The organism is Citrobacter sp. RHBSTW-00859, assembly GCF_013729795.1.
Taxonomy (GTDB): Bacteria; Pseudomonadota; Gammaproteobacteria; order Enterobacterales; family Enterobacteriaceae; genus Citrobacter; species Citrobacter braakii.
This window is the reverse complement of the sequence record NZ_CP056284.1, coordinates 3,014,567-3,032,387: the sequence shown is the minus strand read 5'-3', so window position 1 is coordinate 3,032,387 and position 17,821 is coordinate 3,014,567. Positions and strand designations below refer to the sequence as shown.

Here is a 17,821-nt window from a genome sequence, read left to right as displayed (position 1 = left end):
CATGAAGAAATTGTTAGGCGTTTTATTATTGTTGCTGGTAGTGATGGGTATCGCTGCCGGGTTCGGCGCGTGGAAAGTTCGCCAACTGGCGAACAGTACGCTACTCATCAAAGAAGAGGCTATTTTTTCCCTGAAGGCAGGCACCGGGCGTCTGGTGCTGGGCGAGCAACTTTATCGCGAAAAAATCATCAATCGTCCGCGTGTGTTCCAGTGGCTGCTGCGTGTGGAGCCCGAACTGTCGCATTTTAAAGCCGGAACCTACCGTTTTACGCCCGACATGACGGTACGGGACATGTTGCAGTTGCTGGAAAGCGGTAAAGAGGCGCAGTTCCCGTTACGTCTGGTTGAAGGGATGCGTCTGAGCGACTACCTCAAACAGCTGCGTGATGCGCCGTACATCAAACATACGCTGAGCGATGATAATTACGAGACCGTTGCTCAGGCGCTGAAGCTGGAAAACCCGCAATGGGTGGAAGGCTGGTTCTGGCCAGATACCTGGATGTATACCGCCAATACAACTGACGTGGCGTTACTAAAACGCGCACATCAGAAAATGGTTAAAGCGGTAGACTCCGTCTGGGAAGGGCGCGCTGAAGGCCTGCCTTATCAGGACAAAAATCAGCTGGTAACCATGGCCTCTATTATCGAAAAAGAGACTGCGGTTGCCAGCGAGCGTGACCAGGTGGCTTCCGTCTTTATTAACCGCTTACGGATTGGCATGCGTTTACAGACCGATCCGACGGTGATTTACGGGATGGGGTCACGGTATAATGGCAAGTTGTCGCGTGTGGATTTAGATACCCCGACCGCCTATAACACCTATACCATTACAGGGCTGCCGCCTGGCCCGATTGCCATGCCGGGAGAGGCCTCATTGCAGGCCGCGGCGCATCCGGCAAAAACGCCGTACCTCTATTTCGTGGCTGACGGTAAAGGCGGTCACACGTTTAACACCAATCTTGCCAGCCACAACCGGTCCGTGCAGGATTACCTGAAAGTGCTTAAGGAAAAAAATGGGCAGTAACTATATCGTCATCGAGGGCCTGGAAGGCGCCGGAAAAACCACTGCGCGTAACGTGGTGGTAGAGACACTTGAGCAACTCGGTATTCGTGACATGGTTTTTACCCGCGAACCGGGGGGAACTCAGCTCGCTGAGAAACTAAGAAGTCTGGTGCTGGACATTAAGTCGGTGGGTGACGAGGTCATCACTGACAAAGCTGAAGTTCTGATGTTTTACGCCGCGCGCGTACAGCTGGTCGAAACCGTTATTAAACCTGCGCTGGCAAAAGGCGCATGGGTAATTGGCGACCGTCACGATTTGTCGACCCAGGCGTATCAGGGGGGCGGACGCGGCATCGATCAAAACATGCTGGCAACCCTGCGCGATGCTGTGCTCGGTGATTTTCGCCCGGACCTGACGCTCTATCTGGACGTGACTCCAGAAGTCGGATTGAAGCGTGCCCGTGCGCGCGGCGAGCTGGATCGTATTGAGCAGGAATCTTTCGATTTCTTTAATCGCACCCGCGCGCGCTATCTTGAACTGGCTGCCAAAGATGCCAGCATTCGTACCATCGACGCTACGCAGCCGCTGGAAGCTGTGATGGCTGATATCCGCAATACCATCACTCAGTGGGTGCAGGAGCAGGGCGCATGAAATGGTACCCATGGTTACGACCAGATTTTGAAAAACTGGTAGCCAGCTACCAGGCGGGTCGTGGTCACCATGCGTTACTGATTCAGGCATTACCCGGAATGGGTGACGACGCGCTGATTTACGCGCTCAGTCGCTATTTAATGTGCCAGCAGCCGGAAGGGCATAAAAGCTGCGGACACTGCCGGGGCTGTCAATTGATGCAGGCGGGGACGCATCCTGATTACTATTCGCTGCTGCCGGAAAAAGGCAAAAGCACGCTGGGGGTTGATGCGGTACGTGAAGTGAGTGAAAAGCTGTACGAGCATTCACGCCTTGGCGGTGCGAAAGTGGTGTGGATCCCTGATGCTGCCCAGTTAACTGATGCTGCTGCCAATGCTCTGCTAAAAACGCTGGAAGAACCGCCAGCACAAACCTGGTTTTTCCTCGCCAGCACAGAGCCTGCGCGATTGCTGGCGACATTGCGCAGCCGCTGCCGGTTACACCATCTTGCGCCGCCGGCTGAGTCGTACGCAATCTCCTGGCTCGCCCGCGAAGTGACCGCATCTCCAGAAGCTCTGTTGAGCGCATTACGCCTGAGCGCGGGTTCGCCTGGTGCGGCACTCTCGTTGTTACAGGCTGAAAGCTGGGCGCATCGCACAGATTTTTGTGCGGCACTGGCAAACACATTAAACGCAGGTGACTGGTATATCCTGCTCGCGGCGTTAAACCACGATCAGGCCGCCGCCCGTTTACACTGGCTGGCAACGTTGTTAACGGATGCCTTGAAGCGTCCGTATGGGGTTTCCCATTTAACCAATCCTGACGCGCTGGACCTGATATCTTCTATCGCAGAACGGTTATCCGTCGCCCGGATACAGGCGATACTCGGTGACGTTTGTCATTGCCGTCAGCAGTTGCTGAACGTAACAGGCGTAAACCGTGAACTGGTGTTAACCGATCTTATCCTGCGTATTGAGCATTACCTGCAACCAGGCACCGTACTGCCTGTTCCCCATCTTTGAGAGAGACATTATGTTTTTAGTCGACTCACACTGCCATCTTGATGGCCTGGATTATCAATCTCTGCATAAGGACGTGGATGACGTGCTGGCGAAAGCAGCCGCACGCGATGTGAAATTCTGTCTTGCCGTCGCGACCACTCTGCCAGGATACCGCAGTATGCGCGAACTGGTCGGTGAACGTGACAATGTGGTGTTCTCCTGCGGCGTGCATCCGTTAAATCAGGATGAAGCCTATGATGTTGAAGACCTGCGCCGTTTTGCCGCCGAAGAGGGCGTTGTGGCGATGGGGGAAACCGGGCTGGACTATTTCTATACGCCGGAAACAAAGGTGCGCCAGCAGGAATCTTTTATCCATCATATTCAGATTGGTCGTGAGTTACAAAAGCCAGTTATCGTACATACCCGCGATGCGCGGGCCGATACGCTGTCTATTCTGCGCGAAGAAAAAGTGACGGATTGTGGTGGCGTACTACACTGTTTTACAGAAGACAGAGAAACGGCGGGCAAATTGCTGGACCTCGGATTTTATATCTCGTTTTCCGGCATCGTCACGTTCCGTAACGCAGATCAGCTCCGTGATGCCGCCCGCTATGTTCCTCTGGATAGGTTGCTGGTTGAGACGGATTCTCCCTACCTTGCGCCTGTTCCGCATCGTGGAAAAGAGAACCAGCCTGCCATGACCCGTGACGTTGCGGAGTATATGGCCGTAGTGAAAGGTGTTGCCGTTGAAGAACTGGCGCAGGCAACCACTGATAACTTTGCCCGCCTGTTTCACATCGACGCTTCTCGCCTGCAATCCGTTCGTTAACTGACTTTTTTTAAAGCTCGTAATTAATAAGCAAAGCGAGTAAAGTTCACCGCCTCAAAATGGGCGGTGGATAACAGGTTTGACACATTCAGATACGCATTTTATCGGAATGTGCGGATTTTACGGCCATCCACGACTGAATTGTGATAGCCGTCAAACAAAAACAAACTGAATTATTTTACTCTGTGTAATAAATAAAGGGTACTTAGATGCCCTGTACACGGCGAGGTTCTCCCCCCTCGCTAATGCGTGAGAACGTAGAAAAGCACAAATACTCAGGAGCACTCTCAATTATGTTTAAGAATGCATTTGCTAACCTGCAAAAGGTCGGTAAATCGCTGATGCTGCCGGTATCCGTACTCCCGATTGCAGGTATCCTGCTGGGTGTCGGTTCCGCTAACTTCAGCTGGCTGCCAGCCGTTGTATCGCACGTAATGGCAGAAGCAGGCGGTTCTGTTTTTGCAAACATGCCGCTGATTTTTGCCATCGGTGTCGCGTTAGGCTTCACCAATAACGACGGCGTATCTGCACTGGCATCCGTTGTTGCCTACGGCATTATGGTTAAGACCATGGCTGTTGTTGCGCCGCTGGTTCTGCATTTACCTGCTGAAGAGATCGCAGCTAAACACCTTGCTGATACGGGTGTTCTCGGGGGGATTATCTCCGGTGCGATTGCAGCGTATATGTTCAACCGTTTCTACCGTATCAAATTGCCTGAGTATCTTGGCTTCTTTGCGGGTAAGCGCTTCGTTCCTATCATTTCTGGTCTGGCCGCTATCTTCACCGGTGTGGTTCTGTCCTTCATTTGGCCGCCGATCGGGACTGCTATTCAGACGTTTTCCCAGTGGGCTGCATACCAGAACCCGGTCGTAGCCTTCGGTATCTATGGCTTCATTGAACGCTGCCTGGTGCCGTTTGGTCTGCACCATATCTGGAACGTTCCATTCCAGATGCAGATCGGTGAATACACCAACGCTGCGGGCCAGGTATTCCACGGCGATATCCCTCGCTATATGGCGGGTGACCCGACTGCGGGCAAACTGTCTGGTGGCTTCCTGTTCAAAATGTACGGTCTGCCGGCTGCCGCTATCGCTATCTGGCACTCTGCTAAACCAGAAAACCGCGCGAAAGTGGGCGGTATCATGATCTCCGCGGCGCTGACCTCGTTCCTGACCGGTATTACCGAACCGATCGAGTTCTCGTTCATGTTCGTGGCACCGATCCTGTACATCATCCACGCAATTCTGGCTGGTCTGGCATTCCCGATCTGTATCCTGCTGGGTATGCGTGACGGTACGTCGTTCTCCCACGGTTTGATCGACTTTATCGTTCTGTCCGGTAACAGCAGCAAACTGTGGCTGTTCCCGATTGTCGGTATCGGTTATGCGATTGTTTACTACACCATCTTCCGTGTGCTGATCAAAGCGCTGGACCTGAAAACTCCGGGTCGTGAAGATGCTACCGAAGACACCAAAGCGGGTGCGTCCGGCGAAATGGCTCCGGCCCTGGTTGCGGCATTCGGCGGTAAAGAAAACATCACTAACCTCGATGCGTGCATCACTCGTCTGCGTGTCAGCGTCGCTGACGTTGCCAAAGTGGATCAGGCTGGCCTGAAGAAACTGGGTGCGGCGGGCGTTGTAGTGGCGGGTTCCGGTGTTCAGGCTATCTTCGGTACTAAGTCCGATAACCTGAAAACTGAAATGGATGAGTACATCCGTCACAGCTAAGCAGTAAAAAGTTGGGGAGAATTAAGGCAGCCTGCGGGCTGCCTTTTTTAATGCATTAATTGGCCTGAACGCGAATCGGCGCAGTGGCGGCGAACAACCACGGACGAGCCTCTGCGTTCACGCGTGGGGATAACGTCTCTCTGACCTGCTGGTGGTAATCATCAATCCACTGCTTTTCAGCCTCACTTAGCAGATGCAGTTCAACCAGACTTAAATCAATTGGCACCAGCGTCAGCGTTGAGAAGCGACAGAAGCCAGGACGACTGTTGATAATCTCCACCTGATTCTCAATACGGATCCCATATTCTCCGGCCAGATAATAACCCGGCTCGATGGTAATGATATTGCCAGCAACCAGAGGCCAGGGGTTTACTTTTTTGGCAATGCGATGGGGCTGCTCATGGATCAGGAGCTGATGGCCTACGCCGTGTCCCGTACCGTGATCAAAATCCAGACCCAGATCCCACAGCGCTCGACGGCTAAAGGCATCCAGTTGATGACCCTGAGTGCCGCTGGGAAATTGCAGCGAGATAAGCGACAAAAAGCCTTTCAACACAGCGGTGTAATGCAGACGACGCTGCGGATCCTGTGGACCAAACGCGAGGGTGCGCGTTGTATCCGTCGTACCATTATGGTACTGGCCGCCGGAATCATTCAGATACATGGCCTGAGAGGTAATGGGCGTATTGGTTTTTTCGCTGGAATGGTAATGGCACATTGCGGCATTGCTGGCTGAGGCCGAAATCGTGTTGAAGCTTTGCTCGATAAATCCCGGCTGCTGCTGGCGAAATTCCAGTTGCCTGGCCTGCGCTTCCAGCTCAGTGACCGGATTGCCTGCCGCTTCGCGCAAGGGAACTTCATGCGTAAGCCATGCCAGAAAGTTAACCCAGGCCGCGCCATCTTGTTCATGGCATTCCCGATAGCCCGCCAGTTCAACGTCATTCTTGTGCGCTTTCATCAAGGTGATGGGATCGGGTGCCCATAAGACTTCGCCACCGTGTTCTACAATGGCAAAATGCAGCGCGACCGGGGCGTAGTCTTTATCGACCAAAAAGCGTTTCCCTTTGGCCAACTGCTGGCAGCGGGCAAGAAAACTCTCTTGTGGGGCCAGCGTGAGCGTATTCAGCAGTGCAGCAGGGAGCTGCTGGGTTTTGTTGCTATCCACAAACCATTCCAGCTCGCCGCTGCGATGGAGCAGGGCGAACGAAAACGGCACTGGCACCATTGGCAGATCGGAACCGCGCACATTCAGCAGCCAGGCAATGTTATCCGGCAGCGTGATCGCCAGAACGTCGGCCTGTTGTTGCGTGAGCAGATCCACGACGCGGGCTCGTTTTTGTGTGCTGCTTTCCCCGCTGATTTCAATGGGCATTTCACGAATGATGCCGCAGGGTGCTGCCGGGCGGTCAAGCCAAACCTGGTCGAAAGGATCTTGCTCAAGAGACACCAGCTCGCAATGGGTCGCCGACAGTGCTTCAAACTGGCTGTTGACCATCAGCAACGGTTCAAAACCGATACGCGCGCCCGCAGCAACGTGAGACTGCAAATAGTCGGCCAGCGGTTCGTCATGTAAATGGTGAATTTCAAAATCATCCAGCGAGACTTCATTGCGCACCTGGACCTGATAGCGTCCATCGACAAACATTAATGCGCGGTCGCGCAGGACCAACGCGAGACCAGCGGAGCCGCTAAAACCGGTCAGCCAGGCCAGCTTATTGTCATGCGGTGTACAATCTTCGCTTTGGTGAGCGTCGGCGCGCGGAACAATCATGCCATCCAGCCCTTGCGCTAACAGCAGGTTGCGCAGAGCGGAAAGAGGAGTTGAGTTGTGCATAGTTACCTTCAGGCCTTAACGGAACGGCGGTTCGTTGAACGTACGTAATTTACGGGAGTGCAGTCGATCGCCTTCAGCACGCAGACGATCGATTGCCCGGATACCTATTTGCAGGTGCTCGGAAATGGCACCTTCATAAAAACGGTTGGCCTGACCAGGCAGTTTGATCTCGCCGTGCAGCGGTTTATCGGAAACGCACAGCAGCGTGCCGTAAGGGACGCGGAAGCGGTAGCCCTGGGCGGCGATAGTGGCGCTTTCCATATCAATAGCCACCGCGCGACTGAGGTTAAAACGCAGCGCAGAAGCGGAATAGCGTAACTCCCAGTTGCGATCGTCGGTGGTGACGACGGTACCGGTACGCAGGCGCTGTTTAACCTCTTCGCCGGGCATGCCGCTGACTTCTTTGGTGGCGTCATACAGTGCGCGTTGTACTTCCGCAATGCTCGGAATCGGAATATCCGGTGGTAGTACGGCATCCAGCACATGGTCGTCACGCAGATAAGCGTGGGCCAGAACATAGTCGCCAATCGCCTGACTTTCACGCAGGCCGCCACAGTGTCCAATCATCAGCCAGACGTCAGGGCGCAGGACGGCCAGATGATCGCAAATGGTTTTGGCGTTAGACGGGCCAACGCCGATATTGACCAGCGTGATCCCCTGACCGTCGGCGGTGATTAAATGCCAGGCGGGCATCTGATGTTTCTTCCAGGCGAGATCGGAGATGGCCTCTTCCGGAGCTTCCGTTTCAGCGGTGATCCAGATCCCGCCCGCGCATGACAGCGCGATATAGGGGCTGTTCGGATCGAGGATCTGGCTGCAACCCCAGCGCACGAACTCATCGACATAGCGGGTGTAGTTGGTGAACAGCACAAATGGCTGGAAATGTTCAACCGGCGTTCCCGTGTAGTGACGCAGTCGTGCGAGCGAAAAATCTACTCGTCGGGCGTCGAAGTGCGACAACGGGGAGAATTCCGCCGGATGATAGGTACCATCGGCTGTTTCATCGCCAATTTGTGACAACTCGGTAGTGGGGAAATGGCGCGTTAATCCGGCGCTCATTGAGCGGTCGAGCGTCAGTTCAGAACCGTCGATCACATAGGGATAAGGGATTTCATGCTGCGACGGTTCGACGGAGATATGCGCATCATAATCCTGATACAGCAGCGTGAGTTGTTCTTCAAGATAGGGACGAAAAAGCGACGGACGGGTGATCGTAGTGGTATAGCTGCCCGCATGGGTAAAACGGCCATAGGCGCGGGTTTTCGGGGGATTGGTGGCGCTGCCATCCCAGGTGACACAAAGCGATGGGTAAACAAAAAGACCATTATGGCGGGCGATTATGTCAGGGAGCGTCCCTGTTTCAATGTACTTACCAATGGCGCTACGCAGTGCTTTAACCGACTGCTCGTACAGTGCGTCCAGTTTATCCAGAGCCTGAGTTGGGGTCAGGCTGGAGCCCTTATTGTTCATGTCTGTCTCCTTGTTCCACAGATGTACTGCTCTCCCGATAGTATGTCACAGGAATATGAAACAAAAGTCAGACGTTGAGGAAGATTGTGCGAAGGCCGAATGACCTTCGCATCAGGGCTTAACTGTGCTGCTTATCCCGCATCAGCAATGCAGTGGCGGCGGAAATAAGACACCCGGCCATCAGATAAATGGCCACGCTGTGCCAGTCTCCGCCCGAGAATGTCACCAGTGCCGCAGCAATGAAGGGGGTAAAACCACCGCCAACCACACTTGCCACCTGATAGCCAACGCCTGCGCCGCTGTAGCGATAACTTGCGCCAAACAAACCGGTAAACATAGGCTGCTGTACGCAGACCACCATATCGTGCGCAATATTGGCCAACATAATCGCGAAGAACACGATCCAGAAAATAGACTGTGCTTCCAGCGCCATAAAGAACGGGAAGGCGCTCAGCGTACCGACCAGTGCACCGGTAATGTACACGCGCCGTCGACCAAAGCGGTCGGCAAGCCAGGCAAAGCAGGGGATGGTCAGACAGCTCAGTCCTCCCACTAACAAACCGATATTCAGAAACAGCTCGCGCGGTAGGCCCAGGTTCTGCGTAGAGTAATTAAGGGCAAACGCGGTGACGATATACATCGTCAGCAGTTCACATAAGCGCAAGCCGATAATTTTTAAGAATGCGCCCGGATGACGGATTAACGCCTCGACCACCGGTAACCGCTTTTTCTCTGGTTGCGCTGCCTGTTGCTGCTGTTCGAATTCGGCTGATTCATCCATTCTGTTACGCATCCACAACGCGCCCAAAACCAGTACGATGCTGAACAGGAACGGAATACGCCAGCCCCAGCTCAGGAACTGCTCATCGGTAGTTTGCGAGCTAATCAGTGAGACCAGACCGGTAGAAAGCAGCAGTCCGACGCCGTAACCGACCTGAACGCCACTGCTGTAGAAGGCTTTTTTATTTTTCGGCGCGCTTTCGACCGAGAGCAACGCCGCGCCGCCCCATTCACCACCAACGGCGAATCCCTGAATGGCGCGTAGCGTCACCAGCAGCACAGGGGCCCACCAGCCAATAGTGTCAAAAGAAGGAATAATCCCTATCAGCGCAGTGGCAATCCCCATCATCCAGACGGTGAGCATCAGCATGCGTTTACGGCCAAGGCGATCGCCAAAGTGGCCGAAGATAACCCCGCCTAACGGACGGAACAAAAATCCGACGCCAAAGGTGGCAAATGCGGCAAGTGTTCCCATTGCCGGGCTAACCTGCGGGAAGAACTCGCGATTAAAGACCAGTGCGGCGGTGATGCCATAAAGCAGAAAATCATACCAGTCGACCACGGCGCCAGCGAAGCTACCAAGCGCAGCGCGTCGGGCACGATGAAGCGAAGAGACGTCCTCTTGGGGACCCGCGGAGGTGAGAGTGGAATCCATAGTTATCCTGTCTGTACTGTCTTTTAGTTATTAGTATTTGAATTGGGCTACACACATTGCAGTCGATATATTAACGACCGTTATGAGATTACCGCGACAGACGGGAAGAGAAAACGATTATCTCCCTCACCAGAGGGTTACATGAAAAATAAGACGAATGAAAAACAGAAAAGCAAAAAGCCCGCTTAAAAGCGGGCTTCTCTAAATTTGGCTCCTCTGACTGGACTCGAACCAGTGACATACGGATTAACAGTCCGCCGTTCTACCGACTGAACTACAGAGGAATCGTTTGAACGAGGCGCATATTAGCGAGGGCGATGAGGCTTGTCAAAGGGGGAAATACATTTGTGCGTTCGTTTGCTGACAAAATCAGCAAAGCGGCGATCTTTCCGTCTTTTTATGCTTTTGCCCCATTCTGGTGCGCGTCTACCTCTTCCAGGGCAGCCAGAATGAGAGATTCAGGTGTGCAAAAAGTCCATTCTTCACCTTTGAGCCTGACTTTACGCGGTTTTAACCGTAAAACACGGCTGCTGACTAAACTGGCAAGCATCTTGCAATCCTGAATTTAATGACTGCCAGCACGGGTTCTGGTATTCCGACAGGAGGCAAAATGAACTTCAGACGACTGAAATATTTCGTGAAAATCGTCGATATTGGTAGCCTGACCCAGGCAGCGGAAGTGTTGCATATCGCGCAACCCGCGCTGAGCCAGCAGGTTGCTACGCTGGAAGGCGAACTGGATCAGCAACTGCTGATTCGCACCAAACGCGGCGTCACACCGACGGAAGCGGGGAAAGTGTTGTATGCCCATGCGCGGACGATTTTACGTCAGTGCGAGCAGGCGCAACTTGCGGTCAATAACGTGGGTCAGACCCTGGGGGGACAGGTCTCTATTGGCCTGGCACCGGGGACGGCGGCGTCAGCCATCACTATGCCGTTATTACAGACAGTACGAGCAGAGCTGCCCGATGTGCTGGTCTATTTGCATGAAAACAGTGGGGCGGTGCTGAATGACAAGCTGCTCAGCGGGCATTTAGACATGGCGGTGCTCTACGAGCGCTCACCCGTGGCGGGTATCAGCAGTCAACCGTTGCTTAAAGAGGATCTGTACCTGGTCGGGACGCGTGATTGCCCGGGGCAAAGCGTCGATTTAGCCGCGGTGGCGCAGATGAATCTGTTTTTGCCACGGGATTACAGCGCAGTTCGCCTGCGTGTAGATGAAGCTTTTTCGCTTCGTCGCCTGACGGCCAAAGTGATTGGCGAAATTGAATCTATCGCCACCTTAACGGCTGCCATCGCCAGTGGGATGGGCGTCACAGTGTTGCCTGAGTCGGCGGCCCGTTCATTATGTAATGCCGCTAACGGCTGGATGGCGCGGATAACAACCCCATCGATGAATCTGCCATTATCGCTGAACGTCTCAGCCAGAGGGAGCTTATCGCCGCAGGCACAGGCCGTGAAGGAGATCCTGTTGTCGCTGGTAAGCCGTCCGGCACTGGAAAACCGCGAGCTACAGCTGGTCAGCTAAACCTTATTCCCTCCAGGAATAAGATGCGGGTTTTTATTATTTGTTACGCCGGGCATCAGACTTTAACAATAGCGTAATGTCTGATGCGCCCGGAGCGAAAAGTGAATTTCCAGCAACTTAAAATAATCCGCGAGGCGGCCCGTCAGGATTACAACCTGACGGAAGTCGCGAATATACTGTACACCTCGCAGTCGGGAGTCAGCCGACATATTCGTGAACTTGAAGATGAACTTGGCATTGAGATTTTTATCCGTCGCGGTAAACGCCTGCTGGGCATGACCGAACCGGGCAAAGCCTTGCTGGTTATTGCCGAGCGTATTCTGAATGAGGCCAGCAACGTTCGCAGACTGGCGGATCTGTTTACCAATGACACGTCCGGTGTACTGACGATTGCCACCACGCATACACAGGCACGCTATAGCCTGCCCGCGGTGATTAAAGCCTTTCGTGAGCTCTTCCCTGAGGTGCGTCTGGAACTGATCCAGGGTACACCGCAGGAGATTGACGTACTGTTGCAAAACGGTGGGGCAGACATCGGGATTGCCAGCGAGCGACTTAGCAGCGATCCGCTGTTGGTAGCTTTTCCCTGGTTTCGTTGGCACCACAGCCTGCTTGTACCTCACGACCATCCCTTGGTGAAAACGTCTCCTCTCACACTGGAATCTATCGCCCACTGGCCATTAATTACGTATCGTCAGGGGATTACGGGGCGTTCCCGTATCGATGAGGCATTTGCCCGTAAAGGGTTAGTGCCGGATATTATCCTCAGCGCCCAGGACTCGGATGTGATTAAAACCTATGTGTCGCTGGGGCTGGGAATCGGGCTGGTGGCAGAACAATCCAGTGGAGAGCAGGAGGAGGGGAGCTTAACCCGTCTGGATACCCGGCACTTATTTGATGCAAATACCGTCTGGCTGGGCCTGAAACGCGGGCAACTGCAGCGCAACTATGTCTGGCGATTCATTGAGCTATGCAACGCAGGGTTATCCGTCGATGAAATCAAGCGCCAGGCGATGGAGCCAGATGAAGCCGTGATTGATTATCAGATATAATGCAAAAAGCCTGCTTAGTTTCCTAAGCAGGCTTCTTAAATATGGCTCCTCTGACTGGACTCGAACCAGTGACATACGGATTAACAGTCCGCCGTTCTACCGACTGAACTACAGAGGAATCGTGTGAACGAGGCGAATATTAGCGATGCCACTCAGCGTTGTCAAAGCCTGAATAGATAAATGCGATCGTTTGCTGAAATATTCCCCATTTCGCCGCTTATTCAGACGCAACCGGTTGTTTTATGCACTTTTCACGCTCGGGGCGAGGATATTTCCATAACCAGCGGCCTGTGACCATACGCCAGTAAAATAACGCGGCGCGCACGGCCCAGTCGAAGAACATCCCTAACCAAACGCCGACTACGCCCCATCCTAATACAATTCCCAAGGTGTAACCCGCCACAACGCGACAGCCCCACATGCCCAACATCGATACCCACATCGCAAAACGCACATCACGCGCGCCCTTAAACCCTGATGGTAGCACCCAGGATGCTGCCCATATCGGCATAAACGCTGCGTTGAGCCAAATTAGGATGACTATGACCTCTTTTACATCCTGATCGTGGGTATAAAATGAGGCCATAACGCCGGCAAAAGGGGCGGTTAGCCAGGCGATGGCGGTTAAGCCGATTGTTGATAGCCAGAATATATGGCGTAACTGGATTTCCGCTTGGGCAATCTGACCATTTCCCAGACGCCTGCCGGTAATGATTGTCGACGCGGAGCCTAAAGCATTCCCCGGCAGGTTGATGAGCGCGGCGATGGAAAATGCAATGAAGTTTCCGGCAATTACGCTGGTTCCCATGCCGGAGACAAACATCTGCGTTAACAGTTTACCGCCATTAAATAGCACTGACTCAATACTTGCCGGAATACCGATCCCCATAACTTCCCAGATAATGGCGAGATTGAGCGGCTTAAAATAGCTTTTGAAGGGAATACGCAGCGCCGGATTAAAACCAATCATCAGCACCCAGATAATGGCGAACGCACCGATGTAGCGTGAAATGGTCAGCCCGAGTCCTGCCCCCACAAATCCCAGCCCTTGCCAGGAAAAGACCCCGTAGATCAGGATGCTACTGATGATGATATTTAGGATATTCATACCGCCATTAATCAACAGCGGAATTTTGGTATTACCGGCTCCGCGGAGTGCGCCGCTACCGATCAAAGCAATAGCTGCCGCCGGGTAGCTGAGCACCGTTAGCTCCAGATAGGTGAGTGCCAAAGCCTTAACATCGGGGGTTGCTTCACCGGCGACAACGTCAATAATCTGTTCACCAAAATAGTGAATGACCGCTGCCAGCACGGTAGCAAAAATCGTCATGATCACCAGCGATTGTCTGGCTGCTGCCCTTGCCCGTCGACGATCTCGTTTTCCCAGGCTAAATGCTACCACCACCGTGGTTCCCAGATCGATGGCGGCAAAAAACGCCATGATGACCATATTGAAACTGTCGGCGAGACCAACGCCAGCCATTGCTTCTTTTCCCAACCAGCTAACAAGGAAGGTACTCAGTACGCCCATCAACAGTACACAGGTGTTTTCCAGAAAAATGGGGACCGCAAGCGGAGTGATTTCGCGCCAAAAGAGAACCTTATAACTCTTGCGTTTGGCATACCAGGGCGTGCGGGAAGCGACCTGGCGTAAGGCAGCGGAGACGTTCAAAGTGGACCTTAAAGAAGAAAGTTGAAACCTCATTTCAAATGATGAGGGAGAAACCAAAAAGCTGCAAAGTTTTTTCCATTTAAAATGTCTGGAAATGCAACAAACTGTCGAGAGAAGCATCAATTGAAACTTTTTCGGGGAAATGGGGTTTGACAAAATTTTTTTCGCCGCTAAGATAAGCCTCCACAACGATTCCTCTGTAGTTCAGTCGGTAGAACGGCGGACTGTTAATCCGTATGTCACTGGTTCGAGTCCAGTCAGAGGAGCCATATTTAAGAAGCTCGCTTAAGGAAACTTAAGCGAGCTTTTTGTTTTCTCAGTCCAGTGCATCCACCTGACGAGCAGGTGGAGCGTGATGGGTTTCGAATCAGAACTGATAGCTGGCGGTGACGCTGACGTTGCGCGGCTCGCCATAGACGATAGATCCGTCGACATTGGTGTCGTAGGTTTTATCGAACAGGTTATTGAGGTTACCCTGCACAGAGAAGTTTTTCGTCACCTGATAGCGGGTGAATAAATCGACCAGGGCGTAGCTTCCCTGTTCCGCGCGGAATGTGCCATACGGCGTGACCGTATTGCTATAAACACGATTCTGCCAGTTAACCCCACCGCCCACGGTCAGTTCCGGCATGGCTGGCAGGCGATAACGGGTAAACAGTTTTACTGTGGTACGCGGTAGGTTCGGGTTTACCGCATTGCCTTCGTTGTCTTCAGCAACATAGCGTGTCGCGCCGAACGTCATCTGCCAGTTATCGGTGATCGCACCGTTAACTTCGAATTCGACCCCTTTGCTGACCGTTCCATCCATCGCTCTATAGGCCGTGTCGCCATTGCTACCGGCAATTGGTACGCCGGTTGATTGGCCCACGTTATCCTGTTCAATGCGGAACACCGCGAGGGTGGTGGTTAAACGGCTGTTCATCCAGTCGGACTTCAGGCCAAGTTCATAGTTATTGCCGGTAATTGGGGAAAGATATTTACCGGAACTGTCGCGCTTGTTCTGCGGCTGAAAGATTGAGGTATAGCTGGCGTACGTAGACCAGTTATCGTCAATGTCATACACCAGGCCCGCATACGGCGTGGTGTGGTTTTGTTCCATGCTGTAGGCGAGGGTGTCGATACGCCAGTTGGTATAACGCGCGCCGACAATCAAATGCAGTGGGTCGGCCAGCGAAATACGTGTTGCGGCGTAGAGCGATTTCATGTGCGTGGTATCGTCCTGGGCCAATGACTGCGGGATCCAGTTGGTTTCCGGGAAGTTACCATCGAAGGTATAGAAACTGCCGATTTCGTTGGGGAATACGTTCGCCCACGCGGTTTCGTAACGGTTATTCTGTTTGCTGTAGCTGCCGCCCAGCATCAGATTATGCTGACGACCAAACAGGTCGTAACCGCCGTCGGCGAACAGATCGACGGCATCTACCTTACGCTTGCCGCTGTTCCAGCCGGTACCTCCGACGTAGTCATAGCCCGGACCATAGCTGCCATACGGGCCAATCAGCGTACCATCGGCTTTATTGACATAGGCATCGACGTACATCATTTTACTGTCGAACTTGACCTCGGAGTGGGTGGCATTCATGGTCGCCTGCCAGGTATCGGCAAAACGTTGCTTGATGGTGACAAACACTTTGTTGAAGTCTTTATCGTTGTACGCCCAGTCCGGCGCAGTGCTGCGCGAGCGGTCATAGCTGTTTTTGCTGCCGTCGGTATTCCAGCGCGGCAATCCACCCCATGTTGGGCTGTTGATATCAATGCGCTGGTATTCATAACCCACAGACAGGCTGGTGGTGTCGCCCAGATCGGCATCGACAATCCCGGAGAAGAACATTTTTTCGCTATTGTAGCGATCAAGCCAGGCGTCGTTATTCTGGTAGCCTGCCACGATGCGCCCGCGCACGTTGCCCTCTGCCGTGAGCGGGCTTTGAAGATCGGTCACATATCGTTGTTTATTCCAACTGCCATATTCCGCAGAAACATTACCGGTGAACTCGCGGCTGGTGGCATGCTTACGGATCATATTAATCGACGCTGAGGGGTTACCCGTCCCGGTCATTAGCCCGTTTGCGCCACGGACCACTTCGACACGCTCAAAAAGGGCCGTGTCGGAAAGGGCATCACCGAGATTCCAGCGGGATTCAAAATAGGTCGGAATCCCATCGACCATATAGTTATCAATCTGAAATCCGCGAGAGTAATAGCTACTGCGATCTGAATCCGCCTGACTTCTGCTTATCCCCAACGTGTTGTCCATCACATCGCCCAGCGTTTGCAGTTGCTGATCTTCCATGCGCTGCTGACTGATAATGCTGACCGATTGCGGAATATCGCGCTGCGTCATCTGCATTTTGGTGCCAGCAGTCGTTGATTTAACGCTGTAATCCTGCTCCTCGCTGGTTGTAGCTGGAGCAGAACCCTCAACGATAACCGTCTCCTCAGCAGGGGCTGCGAGGCTGGTGGAAGGCAATAGTGCTAACGTGATGCAGGCTGCCAGTACAGAAGGGGCAAGCCCCGGTTGGCGTTGGTCATCCCCGTTGTGTGTTGTGAAAGACATCGAAAAGTCCTTGATAATTATTAATATTAAGTTCGAATCACTGAGGTTGTGATGAACCCTTTGGTTGTAAATTATTAAGTTTGCATATGAATGCAAATGCGAAATATACGCATTCACATTCAATGTGTAAACAGATGCTACGGCATAAATGAAATGTTGTTTCAGTACTATGCTTCAGCAATAGCGACGGGAAATGGTTATAAGAACAGCAGTGGCAGGGCTTTTTGCTTAAAAAATCGAGGGTTAAAGTTGAAAGAGCGTGAGTAACTCGCTCATACTCTATACTCGCAGAGTGACCCGGCGTAGCATGGCATAACGCTTGGGCTGTTAATGAAAAAGGAAAACGTCGTGGCAGAAGAAACTATATTCAGCAAAATTATCCGTCGTGAAATTCCGTCAGATATCGTGTACCAGGATGAACTGGTCACTGCGTTTCGTGATATTTCCCCTCAGGCACCTACGCACATTCTGATCATTCCTAACGTCCTGATCCCGACCGTCAACGATGTGACAGCGGAACACGAGCAGGCGCTGGGTCGCATGATCACCGTAGCGGCGAAAATCGCCGAGCAGGAAGGCATTGCTGCGGATGGGTATCGTTTAATTATGAATACCAATCGTCACGGCGGTCAGGAGGTGTATCACATTCATATGCACCTGCTGGGCGGGCGGGCGCTTGGTCCAATGCTTGCGCATAAAGGTCTGTAAGCATGACCAGAGGATGCATTGCACTTTCACTGAGCTTGCTGCTACTGGCTGGCTGTCGGGCACATCCTGAAATTCCGGTAAGTGATGAACAGTCGCTGGTGATGGAATCAACGATTCTGGCGGCGGGCATTACAGCAGAACAGCCGACGTTAACCACGTCTGATATTCAGGCCTCAGCATCCTCGCGACTTTATAACGAAAGACAAGAACCCGTTACCGTTCATTATCGGTTTTACTGGTATGACGCCAGAGGACTGGAAATGCATCCTCTGGAAGCGCCACGCAGCGTGACTATCCCGGCTCATTCGTCGGTGACGCTGTACGGCAGCGCCAATTTTTTGGGGGCGCACAAGGTTAGACTTTATCTTTATTTGTAA

General features: G+C 52.9%; 16 protein-coding genes and 3 tRNA genes. 10 read left to right on the top strand and 9 right to left on the bottom strand.

The window, feature by feature from the left end:
* Nucleotide 1: 1 nt before the first annotated feature.
* The 5 genes from yceG to ptsG all read left to right on the top strand — a co-directional run bounded on the left by yceG (nucleotide 2) and on the right by ptsG (nucleotide 5,191).
* On the top strand, nucleotides 2-1,024 hold the full coding sequence (gene yceG, locus HV302_RS15230; protein ID WP_046274793.1) for a cell division protein YceG: 1,023 nt from the start codon (nucleotides 2-4) through the stop codon (nucleotides 1,022-1,024).
* Nucleotides 1,014-1,655 (top strand): dTMP kinase, encoded by a 642-nt coding sequence (gene tmk, locus HV302_RS15225; RefSeq protein WP_016156195.1) that lies wholly within the window; start codon nucleotides 1,014-1,016, stop codon nucleotides 1,653-1,655. Before yceG ends, tmk begins: the two co-directional genes overlap by 11 nt.
* The gene (gene holB / locus HV302_RS15220) at nucleotides 1,652-2,656 is read left to right on the top strand and encodes a DNA polymerase III subunit delta' (RefSeq protein WP_016152653.1); all 1,005 of its coding nucleotides are present in this window, start codon (nucleotides 1,652-1,654) and stop codon (nucleotides 2,654-2,656) included. The genes tmk and holB overlap by 4 nt, the downstream gene beginning before the upstream one ends.
* Nucleotides 2,657-2,666: 10 nt before the next feature.
* A complete protein-coding gene (locus HV302_RS15215) occupies nucleotides 2,667-3,464 on the top strand; it encodes a metal-dependent hydrolase (protein WP_016156196.1) in 798 nt (265 codons plus the stop codon).
* A gap of 293 nt (nucleotides 3,465-3,757) precedes the next feature.
* On the top strand, nucleotides 3,758-5,191 hold the full coding sequence (gene ptsG / locus HV302_RS15210; protein ID WP_016152655.1) for a PTS glucose transporter subunit IIBC: 1,434 nt from the start codon (nucleotides 3,758-3,760) through the stop codon (nucleotides 5,189-5,191).
* A gap of 55 nt (nucleotides 5,192-5,246) precedes the next feature.
* On the opposite strand, the gene HV302_RS15205 is transcribed toward ptsG, so the two are convergent.
* The 5 genes from HV302_RS15205 to HV302_RS15185 all read right to left on the bottom strand — a co-directional run bounded on the left by HV302_RS15205 (nucleotide 5,247) and on the right by HV302_RS15185 (nucleotide 10,480).
* The gene (locus HV302_RS15205) at nucleotides 5,247-7,025 is read right to left on the bottom strand and encodes an aminopeptidase P family protein (RefSeq protein WP_181626228.1); all 1,779 of its coding nucleotides are present in this window, start codon (nucleotides 7,023-7,025) and stop codon (nucleotides 5,247-5,249) included.
* A 15-nt stretch (nucleotides 7,026-7,040) separates the two neighbouring features.
* The gene (locus HV302_RS15200; RefSeq protein WP_016152657.1) at nucleotides 7,041-8,495 is read right to left on the bottom strand and encodes an AMP nucleosidase; all 1,455 of its coding nucleotides are present in this window, start codon (nucleotides 8,493-8,495) and stop codon (nucleotides 7,041-7,043) included.
* 118 nt (nucleotides 8,496-8,613) lie between these two features.
* Nucleotides 8,614-9,930 (bottom strand): shikimate transporter, encoded by a 1,317-nt coding sequence (gene shiA / locus HV302_RS15195; RefSeq protein WP_016156198.1) that lies wholly within the window; start codon nucleotides 9,928-9,930, stop codon nucleotides 8,614-8,616.
* A 208-nt stretch (nucleotides 9,931-10,138) separates the two neighbouring features.
* Nucleotides 10,139-10,214: transfer RNA gene (locus HV302_RS15190), tRNA-Asn, on the bottom strand.
* A 113-nt stretch (nucleotides 10,215-10,327) separates the two neighbouring features.
* Nucleotides 10,328-10,480 carry a hypothetical protein gene (locus tag HV302_RS15185; RefSeq protein ID WP_016156199.1) on the bottom strand — a complete coding sequence of 51 codons (153 nt, stop codon included), beginning with the start codon at nucleotides 10,478-10,480 and terminating at the stop codon, nucleotides 10,328-10,330.
* Between the two features lie 60 nt (nucleotides 10,481-10,540).
* On the opposite strand from HV302_RS15185, the gene nac reads away from it, so the two are divergent.
* A complete protein-coding gene (gene nac, locus HV302_RS15180; protein ID WP_016156200.1) occupies nucleotides 10,541-11,458 on the top strand; it encodes a nitrogen assimilation transcriptional regulator NAC in 918 nt (305 codons plus the stop codon).
* 101 nt (nucleotides 11,459-11,559) lie between these two features.
* Nucleotides 11,560-12,510, top strand: coding sequence for an HTH-type transcriptional regulator Cbl (cbl, locus tag HV302_RS15175; RefSeq protein WP_016152661.1), 951 nt, complete (start codon nucleotides 11,560-11,562; stop codon nucleotides 12,508-12,510).
* 42 nt (nucleotides 12,511-12,552) lie between these two features.
* On the opposite strand, the gene HV302_RS15170 is transcribed toward cbl, so the two are convergent.
* The 3 genes from HV302_RS15170 to HV302_RS28620 all read right to left on the bottom strand — a co-directional run bounded on the left by HV302_RS15170 (nucleotide 12,553) and on the right by HV302_RS28620 (nucleotide 14,369).
* Nucleotides 12,553-12,628 (bottom strand) — tRNA-Asn (locus tag HV302_RS15170).
* A gap of 99 nt (nucleotides 12,629-12,727) precedes the next feature.
* The gene (locus HV302_RS15165; protein WP_049040618.1) at nucleotides 12,728-14,215 is read right to left on the bottom strand and encodes an EmmdR/YeeO family multidrug/toxin efflux MATE transporter; all 1,488 of its coding nucleotides are present in this window, start codon (nucleotides 14,213-14,215) and stop codon (nucleotides 12,728-12,730) included.
* 46 nt (nucleotides 14,216-14,261) lie between these two features.
* Nucleotides 14,262-14,369, bottom strand: coding sequence for a DUF5951 family protein (locus HV302_RS28620; RefSeq protein ID WP_353622525.1), 108 nt, complete (start codon nucleotides 14,367-14,369; stop codon nucleotides 14,262-14,264).
* A gap of 6 nt (nucleotides 14,370-14,375) precedes the next feature.
* Here HV302_RS28620 and HV302_RS15160 point away from each other — a divergent pair.
* A tRNA-Asn gene (locus HV302_RS15160) sits at nucleotides 14,376-14,451 on the top strand.
* Nucleotides 14,452-14,549: 98 nt separating this feature from the next.
* Here HV302_RS15160 and fhuE read toward each other — a convergent pair.
* Complete coding sequence (gene fhuE / locus HV302_RS15155) at nucleotides 14,550-16,736, bottom strand: ferric-rhodotorulic acid/ferric-coprogen receptor FhuE (RefSeq protein WP_181626221.1); 2,187 nt, start codon at nucleotides 16,734-16,736, stop codon at nucleotides 14,550-14,552.
* 348 nt (nucleotides 16,737-17,084) lie between these two features.
* Here fhuE and hinT point away from each other — a divergent pair, with 348 nt between their 5' ends.
* A complete protein-coding gene (hinT, locus tag HV302_RS15150) occupies nucleotides 17,085-17,444 on the top strand; it encodes a purine nucleoside phosphoramidase (protein WP_016156204.1) in 360 nt (119 codons plus the stop codon).
* Between the two features lie 2 nt (nucleotides 17,445-17,446).
* Nucleotides 17,447-17,821, top strand: a complete 375-nt coding sequence (locus HV302_RS15145; RefSeq protein WP_016152672.1) for a YcfL family protein — start codon at nucleotides 17,447-17,449, stop codon at nucleotides 17,819-17,821.